Here is a 19542-nt window from a genome sequence, read left to right on the forward strand (position 1 = left end):
ACAATCTTTTAACTTTTTCGCCCAGACCTGTACAATGTCTCCCTGATGAAATGTGGTTTTCCATTGAGCAAGTTTGTTGGTGATACCACGTTTTTATAAGCATATTTTGCCTGAGACTTGCAGTTTTCATTTAGCCATGGCAGTTCTATAATGAGACGCATTATCCCAGGTGCATTTTCTGTCACTTCCTACAGAAGTGAATCGTTTAGCAACAGGACAGATTCCGCATGACTGACAACAATACCGCATTAAAGAAGGCTGGCCTGAAAGTTACGCTTCCTCGGTTAAAAATCCTTGAAGTACTTCAGGGTCCAGACAATCACCATGTCAGTGCGGAAGACCTTTATAAACGTCTTATCGACATGGGTGAAGAGATTGGGCTGGCTACCGTCTATCGCGTGCTGAACCAGTTTGATGACGCGGGCATTGTTACCCGTCATAACTTCGAAGGCGGTAAATCTGTTTTCGAACTGACCCAGCAGCAGCACCACGATCACCTGATCTGCCTCGATTGCGGCAAGGTCATTGAATTTAGTGATGATTCCATTGAATCACGCCAGCGTGAAATCGCGGCGCGTCATGGTATCCGCCTGACGAACCACAGCCTGTACCTTTACGGTCACTGCGCTGAAGGCGATTGCCGCGAAGACGACCACGCGCACGACGCGAAATAAGTGAGTGTTTATACTCTGAGCCAGCCGTAAGGCTGGCTTTTTTTATGCGCGAAAAAGCCCGGTGGCGCAGCGCCACCGGGCGGAGTACAGCGCGTTATTTATTGTTGTTGCGAATCTCGTTCCAGATCTTATCGCAACGCTTCGCCACTTCCTGATCGTTACCGGTTTTACGCGCCTGGATACAGGCCTGGTAATCCATCACGCGAACGTTCTCCTGCGTCGCGAACTGCTCATGCGCTTTCTCTTTCTTCAGCACGTTCAGTACGCTCTGACAGGCTTCAATTTTCTCCGGCGATCCTTGCGCAGTATTAATACAGGCGCTGTACGCCTCCTTCAGACGGGAGTCCTCTTTCGGTGCCTGAGTCTGAGCACACGCCACCAGGCCTGATGCCAGCAACGCGACGATTACGATTTTTTTCATCATGTGCAGTCTCCATACCGGCGGGACTCAGCCCGCCGGTGTGTTCATCAGAAGATGGTGAATGGGGCGATAACCATGAATTTCACGTCACGCTCATCCTGGAAGATGTTGCCGTAACCGCCCGCATAGCTCGGGATATCGGAGTGGTTGTCATACTGGGTGAAGTGCAGTTTGAACATCGTGCCTTTCGCGCGACCATCCTGCAGGGTATAGATAGCGTCGAGGCTGTAGGAAGACTCTTTCAGACGGTAGTTAGGATCGTAGTATGCGTCCGGTGTGGCCATATCCGCCGGTTTTGCGTCCCAGGCGTAAGCGTAAGAAGCACCCACTGCCCAGCCAGGCAGGTTCCAGTTTTTCAGGTCATACATTGCGCCGAAGAAGACCGCTTTCTCGCCGTCGGCGTTGAAGTCTGAGCGGTTATCCCACCAGATATCAAGACGACCGTTGGATGAGGCATAGGTTGGGGTCATACGCTGCAGGAAGTAGCCCTGCTGCCCTTCTGCCTTCACCCATGTGCCTTCCAGACGCAAATCAACCTGACCAACCTTGTAGCCAAAGGTTAACGCCTGCAGCCATGCGGTGCCATCATAGGTATCGTTAACGGTGCCATTGCTGGCTTTATCGCGGGTACCGTAGAACTGATAGCTGGTACTCAGCGGGCTGCCCGCGATATCAAACTTGTAGCTGGCTTTTGCAAAATACTGATCGATATAACCTTCAGCCTGACCGAATGCCGCTTCAAGCACCAGATCGTTTTTGAAGTCGTACTTCGCGCCCAGCGAGTGCAGGTAATCGACTTTGGTTTTTTTATCGTTCTGATAGAACTTGTCCATTTCGATGTGCCACGGCGCTTTGTACTCGTTGGTCCACATATAGGAGAAGCTCAACGCACCCGCATCACCGTAGTCAAAGTTAGCCCCGGCTTCCGCTCCCTGATAGGTACCCGGCATAAAGCTCCAGTGCGGTGCTAACAGGGTCTGGCCAGTTGGCTGAATATAACCACCGCGCGCCCATACCGGACCGTATTTAAATTTCGCAGCGGCTTTGTAAAGGCTGATACCGCTTTTATCCCCGGACCAGTCTTCATCATAGGCTTTGTTGCTGGAGGAGAAGGCAATTTCGTTAGGGTGGCCGCTGTCGCCGTTCTCCGCCATTTCAATCGCGGTAAACGCGGCGATATCCAGACCGAACATATCGGCGGCATAGCCTGACTGGAAGTCCAGGTTGGCGTTCCAGGTGGAGTGAGAAAGGTTAGTTTTGTATTTATCTTCAGTGACGTCTTTACGGTCACGCTCACGCTGCCAGTAATAAATACCGCCCGTAAGGGTAGAATCTTCGATGAAACCCGCTGCTTTAGCCTCTGGCGCAATCACCAGGCCCGATATTGCTGTCACACCGGCGATAGCCAGCGCCAGCGCACTACGTTTGCCACTGAACGTACGCATAGATTATTCCTCTTTGACGAATTAAAACGCCTGAAACGGCGTAAATAAAAAAGACCAAATGGTCAGGGATAGTTTTAAATACCCTCGAATTAACTACCGTCTTTAGGTTATTTTTCGCGACGCGAATTATCAATGCTTTTCAGCGGACAAAAGTCAGGATTATGACGAAGTGCACATAATTGGTAGTGATTTGTAACATTTACAGGGAGGCGAGGAATGACGGGGAATTGTCAGGTATTTCAGTGGGTAGCTGTGGAATCTTTTCCCGGTTTTATAACTTTTTTGATTTTCGCAATGACACAAACTTTTTTTTGAAAAATAAGTAGCACCTCATTGACCTGATATTTTCATGGCGCCTTTTTAGGCCCTGGCTTAATACCCTGATCGTTAAATAAAAAAAACGCCGCATAGTGCGGCGTTTGTCTCTCATTGACCAGAGCAGCAATATTATTCGCCGATCTTCGTCCAGGTATCACGCAGACCTACGGTACGGTTAAATACCGGTTTTTCCGCGGTACTGTAACGGCTGTCCAGGCAGAAGTAGCCTTCACGTTCGAACTGGAACGCTTTGCCCGCTTCAGCGGCTTTCAGAGAAGGCTCCGCATAACCCTGCTTAATCACCAGAGACTCCGGATTGATGGTCGCCAGGAAGTCTTCCGCAGCACCTGGGTTAGGCACGCTGAACAGACGATCGTACAGACGAATTTCTACCGGCAGCGCGTGGGATGCGCTCACCCAGTGAATAACGCCTTTCACCTTGCGGCCATCCGCCGGATCTTTGCTCAGCGTTTCCGCGTCATAAGAACAGAAGATGGTGGTGATATTCCCTTCTGCATCTTTCTCTACGCGCTCGGCTTTGATGACGTAGGCATTACGCAGACGCACTTCTTTACCCAGCACCAGACGCTTGTACTGCTTGTTGGCTTCTTCGCGGAAGTCAGCGCGGTCAATCCAGATGTCACCGCTGAACGGCACGTCACGGCTTCCCATTTCCGGTTTGTTCGGATGGTTAGGCATGGAGACCAGCTCGCTTTCACCCTGCGGATAGTTTTCGATGACCAGTTTCACCGGATCGATAACGGCCATCGCGCGCGGGGCGTTTTCGTTCAGGTCTTCACGAATGCAGGACTCCAGAGAAGCGATCTCAATGGTGTTGTCCTGTTTGGTGACACCAATACGTTTACAGAACTCGCGGATAGAGGCAGAAGTGTAACCACGACGACGCAGACCGGAGATGGTCGGCATACGTGGGTCATCCCAGCCCTCAACGTGCTTGTCGGTCACCAGCAGGTTCAGCTTACGCTTGGACATCACGGTGTATTCCAGATTCAGACGAGAGAACTCGTACTGGCGCGGATGCACAGGAATGGTGATGTTATCCAGAACCCAGTCGTACAGACGTCGGTTGTCCTGGAACTCCAGCGTACACAGGGAGTGCGTAATGCCTTCCAGCGCATCGCTGATGCAGTGGGTGAAGTCGTACATCGGGTAGATGCACCACTTATTACCAGTCTGGTGGTGTTCAGCAAATTTGATACGGTACAGCACCGGATCGCGCATCACGATGAACGGAGACGCCATGTCGATTTTGGCACGCAGGCACGCTTTGCCTTCTTCGAAGCCACCGGCACGCATTTTTTCAAACAGCGCCAGGTTCTCTTCCACGCTGCGATCGCGGAACGGGCTGTTTTTGCCCGGCGCGGTCAGCGTACCGCGGTATTCACGGATTTCATCAGCAGACAGTTCGTCAACATACGCCAGACCTTTGTTGATCAGTTCAACCGCGTAGGCGTACAGCTGATCAAAATAGTCAGAGGAGTAGCAGATGTCGCCAGACCAGTTGAAACCCAGCCATTGCACGTCATTCTTGATGGACTCAACGTATTCGATGTCTTCTTTTACTGGGTTGGTGTCATCGAAACGCAGGTTGCACTGTCCCTGGTAGTCTTGTGCAATGCCAAAGTTCAGGCAAATGGACTTAGCATGCCCGATATGCAGGTAGCCGTTCGGCTCCGGCGGGAAACGGGTATGAATTGTGGTGTGCTTACCACTGGCCAGATCTTCATCGATGATCTGACGAATAAAGTTACTCGGGCGGGCTTCTGCCTCACTCATCGTGGATTCCTCAAAGCGTAAACAACGTATAACGGCGTATGATCTTATAAGCCGGACGTAGTGACAACCCTTAAAACGTCTCTGAAGAAAATAATGGGGGCATTTGCTGCAAAAAAAAGCGGCGGAGGATCTCCCCCGCCGCTTAAGGCATGACTCTACTCAGGAGCGATTACTTGCCTTTAATCTCATACAGCGGTGTTTGACCCGCAACCACCTGACCTTTCGCCTGAATGACCAGGCCGCTGAAGTCATCGATGTTGCTGCAAACGACCGGACTTATCATGGAGCGCGCGTTGGCGTTCAGGAAGTCCAGATCCATTTCCAGAATCGGCTGCCCGGCCACCACTTCGGCACCCTCTTCCACCAGGCGAGTAAAGCCCTGGCCGTTCAGCGCAACGGTATCGATACCCATATGGACAACGATCTCCGCGCCATTTTCGGTTTCGAGGCAGAACGCGTGGTTGGTGTTGAAGATTTTCACGATGGTACCGGCCGCCGGAGACACAACGGTTTTTTCCGTTGGTTTCACCGCCACACCGTCACCGACCGCTTTGCTGGCGAAGGCTTCGTCAGGCACCTGCTCAATCGCAACGACTTCACCTGTTACCGGTGAAACCAGCGCGGCTACCGTTTTGGCGTTGGGTACTGCCTGCGGTTTTGCAGCCGCTGGCGCGGCGGCAGGTGCAGCAGAAACGTCTGCTGCACCTACCGGACCGGTGGTTTTCATGGCGTTAGCAATTTTCTCCGCCACGAAGCCAACGATAATCTGCACGCTGGTTTTGTTCAGGCGGATAACACCGGAAGCACCCAGACGTTTGGCCAGCGCTTCATTCACCAGGGAAGAGTCTTTGACGTTCAGACGCAGGCGAGTGATACAGGCGTCGATACCGGTCAGGTTGTCAGAACCGCCGACAGCGGCGATGTACTGACGCGCCAGACCTGATACGTCCTGATCCTGAGCACCGCTCACGTTCATATCCTGACCATCCGCTTCGCTACCGGCGACAGCCAGTTCACGACCCGGCGTCATCAGGTTGAATTTGGTGATAGTGAAACGGAACACCATGTAGTAGATCGCGAAGAACACCAGACCTTGTGGGATCAGCATCCACCAGTGAGTCGCCAGTGGGTTACGGGACGACAGCACCATATCCACCAGACCGGCGCTGAAGCCGAAACCGGCAATCCAGTGCATGCTGGCGGCGATGAACACGGAGATACCGGTCAGCACGGCGTGGATCACATACAGAACCGGCGCCACGAACATGAAGGAGAACTCCAGCGGTTCGGTGATACCCGTGAAGAAGGCCGCGAACGCCCCCGCCATCATGATACCCAGCACTTTCGCTTTATTCTCTGGACGCGCGCAGTGGTAGATAGCCAGCGCAGCACCCGGCAGACCAAACATCATGATCGGGAAGAAGCCAGCCTGGTAACGACCGGTGATACCGACAACCGCTTTACCTGCTTCGATGGACTGTGCGCCACCCAGGAAGTTAGGAATATCGTTAATACCGGCAACGTCGAACCAGAATACGGAGTTCAGCGCGTGGTGCAGACCGACCGGGATCAGCAGACGGTTGAAGAACGCATACACGCCCGCACCGACAGAACCCAGTTTCTGGATGTGCTCACCGAAGTTCACCAGACCGTCGAAGATCATCGGCCAGACGTACATCATGATGAACGCGACAACGATCATCACAAACGAGGTCAGGATGGGGACCAGACGGCGGCCGCTAAAGAAGGAGAGCGCTTTTGGCAACTCTACGCTGCTGAAGCGGTTATACAGTTCAGCGGAGATGATACCCACAAGGATACCAACAAACTGGTTGCTGATCTTACCGAATGCCGCCGGAACCTGGTCCGCCGGAATTTTTTGGATCATGGCCACTGCTGCAGGTGAGCAGAGGGTGGTTAACACGAGGAAACCGACAAAACCGGTCAGCGCAGCGGCACCGTCTTTGTCTTTGGACATACCATAAGCCACACCAATAGCAAACAGCACGGACATGTTGTCGATAATGGCGGAACCTGACTTAATAAAGAACGCCGCCAGCGCGCTGGTATTACCCCAGCCGTTGGGGTCGATCCAGTAGCCGACACCCATCAGGATGGCTGCGGCAGGCAGCGTGGCGACCGGCACCATAAGTGCGCGACCAACCTTTTGTAAATAACCTAGAATACTCACTTTCTTCCCCCTATGAGACCCCGTTTAAGGCATGTTCTCAGCTCTGTTTTTTTATTGTGTCACGAACTATAGATACAGTTGATGATTCACTGGCATTGTGAGTGTGTGAAAAATTAATTCGTATCGCAAATTAAACGCGTACTTTTTGTGATTTTTGTCACCAAATATCGTTATTCACCCTCCCTTATACTGGCTAACAGCGAAAACTTATTTTATCATTCAAAAAATCAAGACGGATTGATCCGGCCTGAAAGTTTCCAGGTTACGCTTAAGTATCAGGTTCCGATAGCCATCCGCCCACTCTTCTACTTTAACTCTTGAGGTGAACAATGAGACTGATTCCCCTGGCAACTGCTGAACAAGTCGGTAAATGGGCCGCTCGCCATATCGTTAACCGTATTAACGCATTTAAACCGACTGCCGATCGTCCTTTCGTTCTTGGACTTCCGACAGGCGGCACGCCGCTGACCGCCTATAAGGCGCTGGTTGAGATGCATAAAGCAGGCCAGGTTAGCTTCAAACATGTTGTGACCTTCAATATGGATGAATACGTTGGCTTACCGAAAGACCACCCGGAAAGCTACCATAGCTTTATGCACCGTAATTTCTTTGATCACGTTGATATTCCATCTGAAAATATTAACCTGCTGAATGGAAACGCGCCTGATATTGACGCAGAATGCCGTCAGTATGAAGAAAAAATCCGTTCTTACGGTAAGATCCACCTGTTCATGGGCGGTGTAGGTAATGATGGTCATATCGCGTTTAACGAACCGGCGTCATCTCTGGCTTCCCGCACCCGTATTAAAACGCTGACCCATGACACACGCGTGGCAAACTCCCGCTTCTTTGACGGCGATGTTAACCAGGTTCCAAAATACGCCCTGACCGTAGGCGTAGGCACCCTGCTGGATGCCGAAGAAGTGATGATTCTGGTGCTGGGCGGCGTGAAAGCGCAAGCGCTCCAGGCTGCCGTTGAAGGCAACGTTAACCATATGTGGACCATCAGCTGCCTGCAGCTGCATCCTAAATCAGTCATCGTCTGCGACGAGCCGTCCACGATGGAGCTGAAGGTAAAAACGCTGAAATACTTCAACGAGTTAGAAGCTGAGAACATCAAAGGTCTGTAATTGAATAACCGCCTCTTCATCAAGAGGCGGCCGCTTTTTTTAACCGGGGGTCGTTATGTACGCTTTAACCCACGGTCGGATTTATACCGGCCATGAAATTCTGGATGACCATGCGATTGTTATCGCTGATGGCCTGATTGAACGTGTTTGCCCGCTGGCAGAACTGCCGCCGGAGATTGAACAGCGCTCACTCAATGGAGCAGTAATCTCCCCCGGTTTCATCGACGTACAGCTCAACGGCTGCGGCGGTGTGCAATTCAATGACACCGCGGATGCGGTGACGGTCGAAACGCTGGAGATCATGCAGAAAGCCAACGAGAAATCGGGCTGCACCAGCTATCTGCCAACGCTCATCACCAGCAGTGATGACCTCATGAAGCAGGGTATCCGCGTGATGCGCGAATACCTGGCCAAACACCCTAATCAGGCGCTGGGTCTGCACCTTGAAGGGCCATGGCTGAATATGGTCAAGAAAGGAACGCATAACCCGAATTACGTGCGTAAACCTGATGCGGAACTGGTTGACTACATGTGTGCGAACGCCGATGTGATCACCAAAGTGACGCTGGCGCCTGAGATAACGGGTACCGAAGTCATCAGCAAACTGGCTGGCGCCGGGATTATCGTTTCAGCAGGCCACTCAAACGCGACGCTGAAAGAAGCGAAAGCCGGTTTCCGCGCGGGCATTACCTTCGCAACGCACCTTTACAACGCCATGCCGTATATCACAGGCCGTGAACCGGGTCTGGTCGGGGCGATTCTGGATGAGCCAGACGTCTACTGTGGCATTATTGCTGACGGCTTACATGTCGATTACACCAACATTCGCAACGCTAAGCGGCTGAAAGGTGACAAGCTTTGTCTGGTGACGGATGCTACCGCACCGGCAGGTGCAAATATTGAGCAGTTCATTTTTGCCGGTAAAACAATATACTACCGCAATGGACTGTGTGTGGATGAGAACGGTACGCTGAGTGGTTCCTCTTTGACGATGATTGAAGGGGTGCGTAACCTGGTTGAACATTGCGGAATAGCGCTTGATGAAGTCCTGCGAATGGCAACCCTTTATCCGGCTCGCGCAATGGGCGTGGATAAACAGCTCGGCGGAATTGCACCAGGTATGGTTGCAAACCTGACGGCATTCACACACGATTATAAAATTATTAAGACCATCGTTAATGGTAACGAGGTCGTCACTGAGTAAGTAAAAGTATGACACCTGGCGGACAAGCTCAAATCGGTAATGTCGATCTCGTTAAACAACTTAACAGTGCGGCGGTGTACCGCCTGATTGACCAGCACGGACCCATCTCGCGAATTCAGATAGCCGAACAGAGCCAGCTTGCTCCCGCCAGCGTGACAAAAATTACCCGCCAGCTTATTGAGCGCGGTCTGATCAAAGAAGTCGATCAGCAGGCCTCCACCGGGGGCCGCCGCGCGATCTCCATTATTACCGAAACCCGCAATTTTCAGGCAATTGGCGTCCGTCTGGGTCGTCATGACACCACGCTCACGCTGTACGATCTGAGCAGTAAAGCCATTGCCGAGGAGCACTACCCTCTTCCGGAGCGCACTCAGGAGACGCTGGAGCATGCGCTGCTGAATACCATCGCGCAGTTTATTGAAAGCTGTCAGCGCAAGATCCGCGAACTCATCGCCATCTCCGTGATTCTGCCCGGTCTGGTCGACCCGGAAAGCGGCGTGATCCGCTATATGCCGCACATTCAGGTTGAAAACTGGGGGCTGGTCGATGCGCTGGAAAAGCGTTTTAAAGTGACCTGCTTTGTGGGCCACGACATTCGCTCGCTGGCGCTGGCAGAGCACTACTTTGGTGCGAGCCAGGACTGTGAAGACTCTATTCTGGTGCGCGTTCACCGCGGAACGGGCGCAGGTATTATCTCTAACGGCCGTATTTTTATTGGTCGCAACGGTAACGTCGGTGAGATCGGCCACATTCAGGTTGAACCCCTCGGGGAGCGCTGCCACTGCGGCAACTTCGGTTGCCTTGAAACCATTGCCGCTAACACAGCCATCGAGCAGCGCGTTCGCCATCTCCTTGAACAGGGTTATCAAAGCCGCGTCACGCTGGACGATTGCAAGATAGGCACCATCTGCAAAGCCGCTAATAAAGGCGACGCGCTGGCCTGTGAAGTGATCGAGCAGGTAGGACGCCATCTGGGGAAAACCATCGCCATCGCCATTAACCTGTTTAACCCGCAAAAAGTGGTGATCGCTGGTGAAATAGTGGAGGCGGAAAAGGTTCTGCTCCCCGCCATTGAAGGTTGTATTAACACCCAGGCGCTGAAAGCATTCCGCCAGAATCTCCCGGTGGTTCGTTCAAAGCTTGACCATCGCTCGGCGATTGGCGCGTTCGCGCTGGTCAAACGCGCCATGCTCAACGGAATACTGCTGCAGCATTTGCTGGAAAGTTGATCGGACCTTATAGTAACGCCTTCTTTTTTTGATGTCGGACTGTCCATGACCATTAAGAATGTAATTTGTGATATCGACGGCGTGCTGATGCACGACAACGTTGCCGTGCCGGGTGCTGCGGAGTTCCTTCACCGCATCATCGACAAAGGAATGCCTCTGGTTCTTCTCACGAACTACCCTTCTCAGACCGGTCAGGATCTGGCAAACCGCTTTGCCACGGCAGGTGTCGACGTCCCGGACAGCGTGTTTTATACCTCGGCGATGGCCACGGCAGATTTTCTGAAGCGTCAGGAAGGGAAAAAAGCCTACGTGGTGGGTGAAGGTGCGCTGATCCATGAACTGTACAAAGCAGGCTTTACCATCACCGATGTCAACCCGGACTTTGTGATTGTGGGTGAAACGCGATCCTTTAACTGGGAGATGATGCATAAAGCGGCATACTTCGTCGCCAGCGGCGCGCGCTTTATCGCCACCAACCCGGATACGCACGGCCGTGGTTTTTATCCGGCCTGCGGTGCGCTCTGCGCCGGTATCGAGAAAATCTCTGGTCGTCAGCCGTTTGTGGTCGGGAAACCTAGCCCGTGGATCATTCGCGCCGCGCTGAACAAAATGCAGGCCCACTCTGAAGAAACCGTTATTGTCGGCGACAACCTGCGCACCGATATTCTGGCCGGTTTCCAGGCGGGTCTGGAGACGATTCTGGTCCTCTCTGGCGTCTCTCAACTTGATGACATTGACGCGATGCCGTTCCGGCCAAGCTGGATTTACCCCTCCGTCGATGAAATTGACATTATCTGATACCGAACCACGCCTCAGGGCGTGGTTTTTCATTTATGGCCTACACAAATAAAACCCGATCTAACAAAAAGCACGTTTTATTGCATAATCATCAATAAAACAATTTATGACGTACTCTTTTTTCACTATTCCGCAATCACTATTGCACTATTTCCGTTCCCCCCCGTAAAACGCTTGCGCGCCCTGCCCCTTTGCGGCATTTTCATAAGCAAGCAACATTACAAAGCAACAGGGTTAACGGAGAAGGTTATGTGTTCAATTTTTGGCGTACTGGATATTAAAACTGACGCAGGCGAACTGCGTAAAAAAGCACTCGAACTGTCCCGCCTGATGCGCCATCGCGGACCGGACTGGTCAGGCGTTTACGCCAGCGATAAAGCGATTCTGGCTCACGAACGTCTGTCTATTGTTGACGTCAACGCCGGTGCACAGCCGCTGTATAACGAGAAAAAAACGCACGCGCTGGCTGTCAACGGTGAGATCTACAACCACCAGGCGCTGCGCGCCGAATACGGCGACCGCTACGCGTTCCAGACCGGTTCTGACTGTGAAGTGATCCTGGCGCTGTATCAGGAGAAAGGTCCCGAGTTCCTGGACGACCTGCAGGGCATGTTTGCCTTCGCCCTCTATGACAGCGAAAAAGACGCCTATCTGATTGGCCGTGACCATATCGGCATTATCCCGCTGTACATGGGCCACGATGAGCACGGCAACTTCTACGTTGCCTCTGAAATGAAAGCCCTGGTGCCGGTCTGCCGTACCATTAAAGAGTTCCCGGCAGGCAGCTACCTGTGGAGCAAAGACGGCGAGATCCGTCAGTATTATCAGCGTGACTGGTTCGATTTCGACGCGGTAAAAGACAACGTCACGGACAAAGCCGAGCTGCGTCAGGCGCTGGAAGATTCCGTGAAAAGCCACCTGATGTCCGACGTGCCATACGGTGTGCTGCTCTCCGGCGGTCTGGATTCCTCCGTGATCTCCGCGATCACCAAGAAATTCGCGGCCCGTCGCGTGGAAGATCAGGAGCGCTCAGAAGCCTGGTGGCCACAGCTGCACTCTTTTGCCGTTGGCCTGGAAGGCGCACCGGATCTGAAAGCCGCGCAGGAAGTGGCGAACCATCTCGGCACCGTGCACCATGAAATTCATTTCACCGTGCAGGAAGGACTGGATGCGATCCGCGATGTGATCTATCACATTGAAACCTATGACGTGACCACCATCCGCGCCTCGACCCCGATGTATCTGATGTCGCGTAAGATCAAAGCGATGGGCATCAAGATGGTGCTCTCCGGTGAGGGTTCTGACGAAGTATTTGGCGGCTACCTGTACTTCCACAAAGCGCCGAATGCCAAAGAGCTGCACGAAGAGACCGTGCGTAAGCTACAGGCGCTGCATATGTTTGACTGTGCGCGTGCCAACAAAGCGATGTCCGCCTGGGGCGTGGAAGCGCGCGTGCCGTTCCTGGATAAGAAATTCCTCGACGTCGCGATGCGCATCAACCCGCAGGACAAGATGTGCGGCAACGGCAAAATGGAAAAACATATCCTGCGTGAATGTTTTGAATCCTACCTGCCGGCGAGCGTGGCATGGCGTCAGAAAGAGCAGTTCTCTGATGGCGTAGGTTATAGCTGGATCGACACCCTGAAAGAGGTCGCGGCGAAACAGGTTTCTGACCAACAGCTGGAAACCGCGAGCTTCCGCTTCCCGTACAACACGCCGGGCTCGAAAGAGGCCTATCTGTACCGTGAAATTTTTGAAGAGTTGTTCCCGGTACCGAGCGCTGCGGAGTGTGTACCGGGTGGCCCGTCCGTCGCCTGCTCTTCTGCCAAAGCGATTGAATGGGATGAATCTTTCAAATCCATGAACGATCCATCAGGACGCGCGGTAGGCGTTCACCAGTCAGCCTACAAATAATCACTCAGATCGCAATCAGGCCCCCCAGGGGCCTGATTTTTTTGCCTCACATTTCACCGCCTAAATCTGATTAATAACCAATAATTGCCGAATATTCGGTCACGCTGTTCGCAACCTAACCAAACAGTCACATTCCGGCTATTTTCGTTGAAAAAGGTGTTGACGCTGCAAGGGTCTATACGCATAATGCGCCCCGCAACGCCGATAAGGTAACGCGAAAAAAGATGGCTACGTAGCTCAGCTGGTTAGAGCACATCACTCATAATGATGGGGTCACAGGTTCGAATCCCGTCGTAGCCACCATCTTTTTTGCGGGAGTGGCGAAATTGGTAGACGCACCAGATTTAGGTTCTGGCGCCGCAAGGTGTGCGAGTTCAAGTCTCGCCTCCCGCACCATTCCCAGGTAAGCGTTGCACGGATGGGGTATCGCCAAGCGGTAAGGCACCGGTTTTTGATACCGGCATTCCCTGGTTCGAATCCAGGTACCCCAGCCATATTTCTTCGATTTTGCGGTTCTCCGCGGTATTGGGGTATCGCCAAGCGGTAAGGCACCGGTTTTTGATACCGGCATTCCCTGGTTCGAATCCAGGTACCCCAGCCATCGAAGATTGCAGTACTGGCTACGTAGCTCAGTTGGTTAGAGCACATCACTCATAATGATGGGGTCACAGGTTCGAATCCCGTCGTAGCCACCAAATTAGTAATCTGTCGAATGATTCGATAGACTAGAAAAAATTGTTGGGGTATCGCCAAGCGGTAAGGCTCTGGTTTCTGATACCAGCATTCCGAGGTTCGAATCCTCGTACCCCAGCCAATTTAAAAAAGTCGTTAAGCAGTTTGTTTAACGCAATTGGGGTGTCGCCAAGCGGTAAGGCTCTGGTTTCTGATACCAGCATTCCGGGGTTCGAATCCCTGCACCCCAGCCACTTAAGTAACAAGAAAGCCCGCTCTGCGGGCTTTTTTGTTTTTGTTGTTAGTCTTGTGCGGCCTGATCTGATGCCCTCACCCTGGCCCTCTCCCACGGGGAGAGGGAAAAAGGATTAGAGTCCGAGGGCGTATTTCAGCGCCTGACGCTTCAGACCACCGGCTCGCTCCGCTGCCATCAATCCAATATTACGCAGAATGCGCACCGGGGCTAAATCATTGCTGAACCCGGCATAGAACAGATCCATCCCCGACTGCATGATGAAATTGTCCGCCATACGCCGCGTCTGGTAACGCTTCAGGACCTGATGGCTGGCCCAGCTTTCCGCGTGTCCGCGGGCGCTGCCCAGCACATCCAGTAACGCATCAATATCACGATACCCCAGGTTTACCCCCTGCCCGGCCAGCGGATGAATGGTGTGTGCCGCATCGCCCACCAGCGCCAGCCCTTCACGGGCATACTGCAAAGCGTGACGGCGCGTGAGCGGAAACGCCCCGGCAGCGACCGGCGTAACGTTGCCCAGACGGCTCGGGAAATGCAGGCGGATTTCCCGCTGCAATTGTTCCATCGTAAGCCCTTGCAGCTGGCGAATGCGTGCCGGTTTGTCGTACCACACCAGCGACGCCCAGTTATCGAAGAGCGGTAAAAACGCATGCGGGCCATTCGGCGTAAAGTGCTGCCAGGTGCTTTCTCCCGGCGCATTCTCGCACTTGACGGTAATCAGCATGCAGGACTGCTCATACTGCCAGGCATGAACCCCGATACCCGACATCTGTCTGACCTGCGAATTAGCGCCGTCCGCCCCCACCACCAGCTTCACGGCCAGTTCATCGCCGCTGTCGAGCGTCAGTAAATAGCCGCTCTCGTGAGGATGCAGTGCCTTAATCGAGGCCGGAACACGCAGCGTCACCTTCGGATGCGCCTCCAGCGCCTGCCAGAGCGCCAGCTGTAGCACGTTGTTTTCCACCATATAACCCAGGCGCGGCAGCTTCAGCTCAGCGGCATCAAACGCGACGTGGGCATTTTCCCACTCCCAGGTTTCAAGACGGCTGTAAGGATGGGCGCGCATCGCCAGCACCGCCTCCCAGACGCCCAGCCCGCGCAGCAGATCAACGGACGCCGCGCTGATCGCGGAAATACGCACATCCGGTTTACTGGCAGGATCGAAGGCCGGCGGAGCAGCCTGTTCAATTACCGTTACCTCAAATCCCTGTTGCGCCAGCCCCAGCGCCAGCGCGCCGCCGACCATACCGCCGCCGACAACGGCAACTTCGGTGTGTAGGAGTGTCATGGTCAATTTTCCTTATTGGAGAATCCCTTAAGTTTACCGGATTTTTGCGGCCCTGAGACACATAACCTTCATACTGGTCACAACCCCACCAAAGCATTACAATACGCGGCTTGCAATCCTGAGCTGAGCAAGTCGATGACTAAAAAACTCCATATAAAAACCTGGGGCTGTCAGATGAACGAATACGATTCATCCAAGATGGCCGATCTGCTGGATTCAACCCACGGATACCAGCTGACAGAAAATGTGAAAGAAGCGGACGTGCTGCTGCTGAACACCTGTTCAATTCGTGAAAAAGCGCAGGAAAAAGTCTTTCACGTGTTAGGCCGCTGGAAGCTTCTCAAGCGAAAAAATCCGGACCTGATCATCGGCGTGGGTGGCTGCGTCGCGTCGCAGGAAGGTAAGCTGATCCGTCAGAGAGCCCCGTATGTGGATATCGTCTTTGGCCCTCAGACCCTGCACCGCCTGCCAGAGATGATTAATCAGGTTCGCGGCAACCGTAGCCCGGTCGTTGACGTCAGCTTCCCGGAGATCGAAAAATTTGACCGTCTGCCAGAGCCGCGTGCCGATGGCCCGACCGCCTTCGTCTCCATCATGGAAGGCTGTAACAAATACTGCACTTACTGCGTGGTGCCTTACACCCGTGGTGAAGAAGTCAGCCGTCCGGCGGACGATATTCTGTTTGAAATCGCGCAGCTTGCCGCACAGGGCGTTCGCGAAGTGAACCTGCTGGGCCAGAACGTTAACGCCTGGCGCGGGGAAAACTACGACGGCACCACCGGCAGCTTTGCCGAACTGCTGCGTCTGGTGGCCGCGATTGACGGTATCGACCGCATTCGCTTTACCACCAGCCATCCGATGGAGTTTACCGACGACATCATTGACGTGTATCGCGATACGCCAGAGCTGGTGAGCTTCCTGCACCTGCCGATTCAGTGTGGCTCTGACCGCGTGCTGAACCTGATGGGCCGCCCGCATACGGTGCTGGAGTACAAATCCACCATTCGTAAGCTGCGTGAAGCGCGTCCGGATATCCAGATCAGCTCCGATTTTATCGTCGGCTTCCCTGGCGAAACCGCTGATGACTTCGAGCGCACCATGAAACTCATCGGTGAAGTGAATTTTGACGTCAGCTACAGCTTCATCTTCTCTGCGCGTCCTGGAACACCTGCAGCAGACATGGTTGACGATGTGCCGGAAGAAGAGAAAAAGCAGCGTCTGTACATTCTGCAGGAGCGTATTAACCAGCAGGCCAACGCGTGGAGCCGCCGTATGCTCGGTACCGTTCAGCGCATTTTGGTGGAAGGTACCTCGCGCAAGAGCATTATGGAACTCTCCGGTCGTACCGAAAATAACCGCGTGGTGAACTTTGAAGGCACCCCGGACATGATCGGTAAATTCGTGGACGTCGAAATTGTCGACGTATTGACCAACTCGCTGCGCGCGAAGCTGGTACGCACCGAGGACGAAATGGGCCTGCGTATTGCCGAATCACCGGAATCCGTGATCTCTCGTACCCGCAAAGAAAACGATTCTGGCGTGGGGATTTACCAGCCTTAATCCTCCTGGCCTGCCCTCCCGGCAGGCCTTGTATTTCCTCTCATCGTCCCCAATATCATCCGCAATGCTTGCGCCTTTATTCTGTGGCGTGAATAATTTCGGTAATGACCGTTTTATTACGCCGTGTGGCCTCAGGTCAGTTAACCAAACAAAGAGGAACAGTTTGAACATAGATACGCGTGAAATTAGCCTAACGCCCGCAGACAACGCTCGCCTGCTGAGCCTTTGCGGGCCGTTTGATGACAACATCAAACAACTGGAGCGACGTCTGGGTATCGAAATCAATCGTCGCGATAATCATTTCAAACTTACCGGACGCCCTATCTGCGTCAACGCCGCTGCGGACATTCTGCGTAGCCTGTATGTTGATACCGCCCCAATGCGCGGCGAAACGCAGGATATCGAGCCAGAACAGATCCACCTCGCGATTAAAGAGGCGCGCGTGCTTGAGCAGAGCGCGGAAAGCGTGCCGGACTACGGCAAGGCCATAAACATCAAGACCAAACGTGGTGTCATTAAGCCGCGTACGCCAAACCAGGCGCAGTACATCGCCAATATCCTTGACCACGACATCACCTTCGGCGTGGGTCCGGCGGGGACGGGTAAAACCTATCTCGCCGTTGCCGCTGCGGTAGATGCGCTGGAACGCCAGGATATCCGTCGAATTCTGCTGACCCGTCCGGCCGTTGAGGCGGGTGAAAAGCTGGGCTTCCTGCCAGGCGATCTGAGCCAGAAGGTCGACCCGTATCTGCGCCCTTTATACGATGCGCTGTTCGAAATGCTGGGCTTTGAGAAGGTCGAGAAGCTCATTGAGCGTAACGTTATCGAAGTTGCCCCGCTCGCCTATATGCGTGGCCGTACGCTGAACGATGCGTTCATCATTCTCGATGAGAGCCAGAACACCACCATCGAACAGATGAAGATGTTCCTGACGCGTATCGGCTTTAACTCGAAAGCGGTCATTACCGGTGACGTCACCCAGATCGACCTGCCGCGCAGCACCAAATCCGGCCTGCGCCACGCCATTGAGGTGCTGGCCGAGGTCGACGAAATCAGCTTTAACTTCTTCCACAGTGAAGACGTGGTACGCCACCCGGTGGTCGCGCGTATCGTTAACGCCTATGAAGCCTGGGAAGAGGCGGATCAGAAGCGTAAGGCCGAACTGGCCGCAGAACGTAAGCGCGAAGCGCAGGAGCAAGAACAGAAATGAGTCAGGTGATCCTCGATTTACAGCTGGCCTGTGAAGACAATTCCGGCATGCCAGATGAGGTACAGTTTCAGAAATGGCTGGATGCCGTTATCCCCCAGTTTCAGGAAGAATCAGAAGTCACGATTCGCCTGGTGGATGAAGCAGAAAGCCATGAGCTTAACCTGACCTATCGCGGGAAAGATAAGCCAACCAACGTGCTCTCTTTCCCGTTCGAAGCGCCGCCGGGCATTGAGATGCCGCTGCTGGGCGATCTGATCATCTGCCGTCAGGTGGTTGAGCAGGAAGCCAAAGAGCAGCAAAAGCCGCTTGAGGCCCACTGGGCGCATATGGTGGTACACGGCAGCCTGCACCTGCTGGGCTACGATCACATTGAAGATGACGAAGCGGAAGAGATGGAGTCCCTCGAGACAGAGATAATGCTTGCTCTGGGCTATGAGGATCCGTACATTGCCGAGAAAGAATAGTCCGTCACCTGACAGACTCACATGCCGCCACGAAAGGATATCGCGTGGCGGTAAACGTTGAACTAACAAGAGAACCCTTAACAAACGCCATGAGCGACGACAATTCACACAGTAGCGACACGACAACCAGTAAAAAGGGATTTTTCTCCCTCATTCTGAACCAGCTTTTCCACGGCGAACCCAAAAACCGTGATGAACTGCTGGAGCTGATTCGTGATTCCGGGCAGAACGACCTTATCGACGAAGATACGCGCGAAATGCTCGAAGGGGTTATGGACATCGCCGACCAGCGCGTTCGCGATATCATGATCCCCCGCTCGCAGATGATCACCCTGAAACGTAACCAGACGCTGGACGAGTGCCTCGATGTGATCATCGAATCCGCCCACTCGCGTTTCCCGGTCATCAGCGAAGACAAAGATCACATCGAAGGGATTTTGATGGCGAAAGATCTGCTGCCGTTTATGCGCAGCGATGCCGAAGCCTTCAGCATGGAAAAAGTGTTACGCCAGGCCGTGGTTGTGCCGGAAAGTAAACGTGTGGATCGGATGCTGAAAGAGTTTCGCTCTCAGCGTTACCACATGGCGATTGTTATTGATGAATTTGGTGGCGTTTCCGGTCTGGTCACGATCGAGGATATTCTTGAGCTGATCGTGGGCGAAATCGAAGACGAGTACGACGAAGAAGAAGATATCGACTTCCGTCAGCTTAGCCGCCACACCTGGACCGTGCGTGCGCTGGCCTCTATTGAGGACTTCAACGACGCCTTCGGTACCCACTTCAGCGATGAAGAGGTCGATACCATTGGCGGGCTGGTGATGCAGGCCTTTGGCCACCTCCCGGCGCGCGGTGAGACCGTTGACATCGACGGTTACCAGTTCAAAGTGGCCATGGCCGACAGCCGACGTATTATACAAGTTCACGTCAGAACGCCGGACGACTCACCGGTGCCAAAACTGGAAGATTAATGT

15 protein-coding genes and 7 tRNA genes are annotated in these 19542 nt (G+C 53.5%); 17 read left to right on the top strand and 5 right to left on the bottom strand.

Annotated features, from left to right (window positions below; all coding sequences use genetic code 11):
- Positions 1-227 precede the first annotated feature (227 nt).
- Positions 228-674, top strand: coding sequence for a ferric iron uptake transcriptional regulator (gene fur, locus FU672_RS08075; protein ID WP_023310771.1), 447 nt, complete (start codon positions 228-230; stop codon positions 672-674).
- A gap of 94 nt (positions 675-768) precedes the next feature.
- Here fur and chiQ read toward each other — a convergent pair whose 3' ends face one another.
- From chiQ to nagE, 4 genes are all read right to left on the bottom strand, one after another.
- Positions 769-1095: a ChiQ/YbfN family lipoprotein gene (gene chiQ / locus FU672_RS08080; RefSeq protein ID WP_148242927.1), complete on the bottom strand. Its 327-nt coding sequence runs from the start codon at positions 1093-1095 to the stop codon at positions 769-771.
- Between the two features lie 47 nt (positions 1096-1142).
- Complete coding sequence (gene chiP, locus FU672_RS08085; protein ID WP_148242844.1) at positions 1143-2540, bottom strand: chitoporin ChiP; 1398 nt, start codon at positions 2538-2540, stop codon at positions 1143-1145.
- Positions 2541-2987: 447 nt separating this feature from the next.
- Complete coding sequence (gene glnS / locus FU672_RS08090; protein WP_148242845.1) at positions 2988-4655, bottom strand: glutamine--tRNA ligase; 1668 nt, start codon at positions 4653-4655, stop codon at positions 2988-2990.
- A gap of 169 nt (positions 4656-4824) precedes the next feature.
- Complete coding sequence (nagE, locus tag FU672_RS08095; RefSeq protein WP_148242846.1) at positions 4825-6846, bottom strand: N-acetylglucosamine-specific PTS transporter subunit IIBC; 2022 nt, start codon at positions 6844-6846, stop codon at positions 4825-4827.
- 329 nt (positions 6847-7175) lie between these two features.
- On the opposite strand from nagE, the gene nagB reads away from it, so the two are divergent.
- From nagB to FU672_RS08155, 12 genes are all read left to right on the top strand, one after another.
- A complete protein-coding gene (gene nagB, locus FU672_RS08100; protein WP_023310765.1) occupies positions 7176-7976 on the top strand; it encodes a glucosamine-6-phosphate deaminase in 801 nt (266 codons plus the stop codon).
- Between the two features lie 55 nt (positions 7977-8031).
- On the top strand, positions 8032-9180 hold the full coding sequence (gene nagA / locus FU672_RS08105; protein ID WP_148242847.1) for an N-acetylglucosamine-6-phosphate deacetylase: 1149 nt from the start codon (positions 8032-8034) through the stop codon (positions 9178-9180).
- Positions 9181-9188: 8 nt separating this feature from the next.
- Positions 9189-10409: a DNA-binding transcriptional regulator NagC gene (gene nagC / locus FU672_RS08110; protein WP_021242995.1), complete on the top strand. Its 1221-nt coding sequence runs from the start codon at positions 9189-9191 to the stop codon at positions 10407-10409.
- 45 nt (positions 10410-10454) lie between these two features.
- A complete protein-coding gene (nagD, locus tag FU672_RS08115) occupies positions 10455-11207 on the top strand; it encodes a ribonucleotide monophosphatase NagD (RefSeq protein ID WP_148242848.1) in 753 nt (250 codons plus the stop codon).
- A 249-nt stretch (positions 11208-11456) separates the two neighbouring features.
- On the top strand, positions 11457-13121 hold the full coding sequence (asnB, locus tag FU672_RS08120) for an asparagine synthase B (protein WP_014069343.1): 1665 nt from the start codon (positions 11457-11459) through the stop codon (positions 13119-13121).
- A gap of 226 nt (positions 13122-13347) precedes the next feature.
- Positions 13348-13424: transfer RNA gene (locus FU672_RS08125), tRNA-Met, on the top strand.
- 8 nt (positions 13425-13432) lie between these two features.
- Positions 13433-13517, top strand: a tRNA-Leu gene (locus FU672_RS08130).
- Between the two features lie 23 nt (positions 13518-13540).
- A tRNA-Gln gene (locus FU672_RS08135) sits at positions 13541-13615 on the top strand.
- Positions 13616-13647: 32 nt separating this feature from the next.
- Positions 13648-13722: transfer RNA gene (locus tag FU672_RS08140), tRNA-Gln, on the top strand.
- Positions 13723-13739: 17 nt separating this feature from the next.
- A tRNA-Met gene (locus FU672_RS08145) sits at positions 13740-13816 on the top strand.
- A 44-nt stretch (positions 13817-13860) separates the two neighbouring features.
- Positions 13861-13935, top strand: a tRNA-Gln gene (locus tag FU672_RS08150).
- Positions 13936-13972: 37 nt separating this feature from the next.
- Positions 13973-14047, top strand: a tRNA-Gln gene (locus tag FU672_RS08155).
- Between the two features lie 114 nt (positions 14048-14161).
- On the opposite strand, the gene ubiF is transcribed toward FU672_RS08155, so the two are convergent.
- Positions 14162-15337, bottom strand: a complete 1176-nt coding sequence (ubiF, locus tag FU672_RS08160; protein WP_148242849.1) for a 3-demethoxyubiquinol 3-hydroxylase — start codon at positions 15335-15337, stop codon at positions 14162-14164.
- 135 nt (positions 15338-15472) lie between these two features.
- Here ubiF and miaB point away from each other — a divergent pair, with 135 nt between their 5' ends.
- The 4 genes from miaB (at position 15473) to corC (ending at position 19539) form a co-directional block, all read left to right on the top strand.
- Complete coding sequence (miaB, locus tag FU672_RS08165) at positions 15473-16897, top strand: tRNA (N6-isopentenyl adenosine(37)-C2)-methylthiotransferase MiaB (protein WP_148242850.1); 1425 nt, start codon at positions 15473-15475, stop codon at positions 16895-16897.
- Between the two features lie 163 nt (positions 16898-17060).
- Entirely contained in the window at positions 17061-18107 is a 1047-nt protein-coding gene (locus tag FU672_RS08170) for a PhoH family protein (RefSeq protein ID WP_148242851.1), read from the top strand.
- The gene (gene ybeY / locus FU672_RS08175) at positions 18104-18571 is read left to right on the top strand and encodes an rRNA maturation RNase YbeY (RefSeq protein ID WP_148242852.1); all 468 of its coding nucleotides are present in this window, start codon (positions 18104-18106) and stop codon (positions 18569-18571) included. The genes FU672_RS08170 and ybeY overlap by 4 nt, the downstream gene beginning before the upstream one ends.
- Before the next feature lie 89 nt (positions 18572-18660).
- Positions 18661-19539, top strand: a complete 879-nt coding sequence (gene corC, locus FU672_RS08180) for a CNNM family magnesium/cobalt transport protein CorC (protein ID WP_021242574.1) — start codon at positions 18661-18663, stop codon at positions 19537-19539.
- Positions 19540-19542 lie beyond the last annotated feature (3 nt).

It is taken from the genome of Enterobacter asburiae (assembly GCF_008080435.1).
Lineage (GTDB): Bacteria > Pseudomonadota > Gammaproteobacteria > Enterobacterales > Enterobacteriaceae > Enterobacter > Enterobacter asburiae_C.

Bases quoted from the DNA above. Each gene is read 5' to 3' on its own strand.
- fur (WP_023310771.1), top strand. From the start codon at position 228: ATGACTGACAACAATACCGCATTAAAGAAGGCTGGCCTGAAAGTTACG.
- chiQ (WP_148242927.1), bottom strand. From the start codon at position 1,095: ATGAAAAAAATCGTAATCGTCGCGTTGCTGGCATCAGGCCTGGTGGCG.
- chiP (WP_148242844.1), bottom strand. From the start codon at position 2,540: ATGCGTACGTTCAGTGGCAAACGTAGTGCGCTGGCGCTGGCTATCGCC.
- glnS (WP_148242845.1), bottom strand. From the start codon at position 4,655: ATGAGTGAGGCAGAAGCCCGCCCGAGTAACTTTATTCGTCAGATCATC.
- nagB (WP_023310765.1), top strand. From the start codon at position 7,176: ATGAGACTGATTCCCCTGGCAACTGCTGAACAAGTCGGTAAATGGGCC.
- nagA (WP_148242847.1), top strand. From the start codon at position 8,032: ATGTACGCTTTAACCCACGGTCGGATTTATACCGGCCATGAAATTCTG.
- nagC (WP_021242995.1), top strand. From the start codon at position 9,189: ATGACACCTGGCGGACAAGCTCAAATCGGTAATGTCGATCTCGTTAAA.
- nagD (WP_148242848.1), top strand. From the start codon at position 10,455: ATGACCATTAAGAATGTAATTTGTGATATCGACGGCGTGCTGATGCAC.
- asnB (WP_014069343.1), top strand. From the start codon at position 11,457: ATGTGTTCAATTTTTGGCGTACTGGATATTAAAACTGACGCAGGCGAA.
- ubiF (WP_148242849.1), bottom strand. From the start codon at position 15,337: ATGACACTCCTACACACCGAAGTTGCCGTTGTCGGCGGCGGTATGGTC.
- miaB (WP_148242850.1), top strand. From the start codon at position 15,473: ATGACTAAAAAACTCCATATAAAAACCTGGGGCTGTCAGATGAACGAA.
- ybeY (WP_148242852.1), top strand. From the start codon at position 18,104: ATGAGTCAGGTGATCCTCGATTTACAGCTGGCCTGTGAAGACAATTCC.
- corC (WP_021242574.1), top strand. From the start codon at position 18,661: ATGAGCGACGACAATTCACACAGTAGCGACACGACAACCAGTAAAAAG.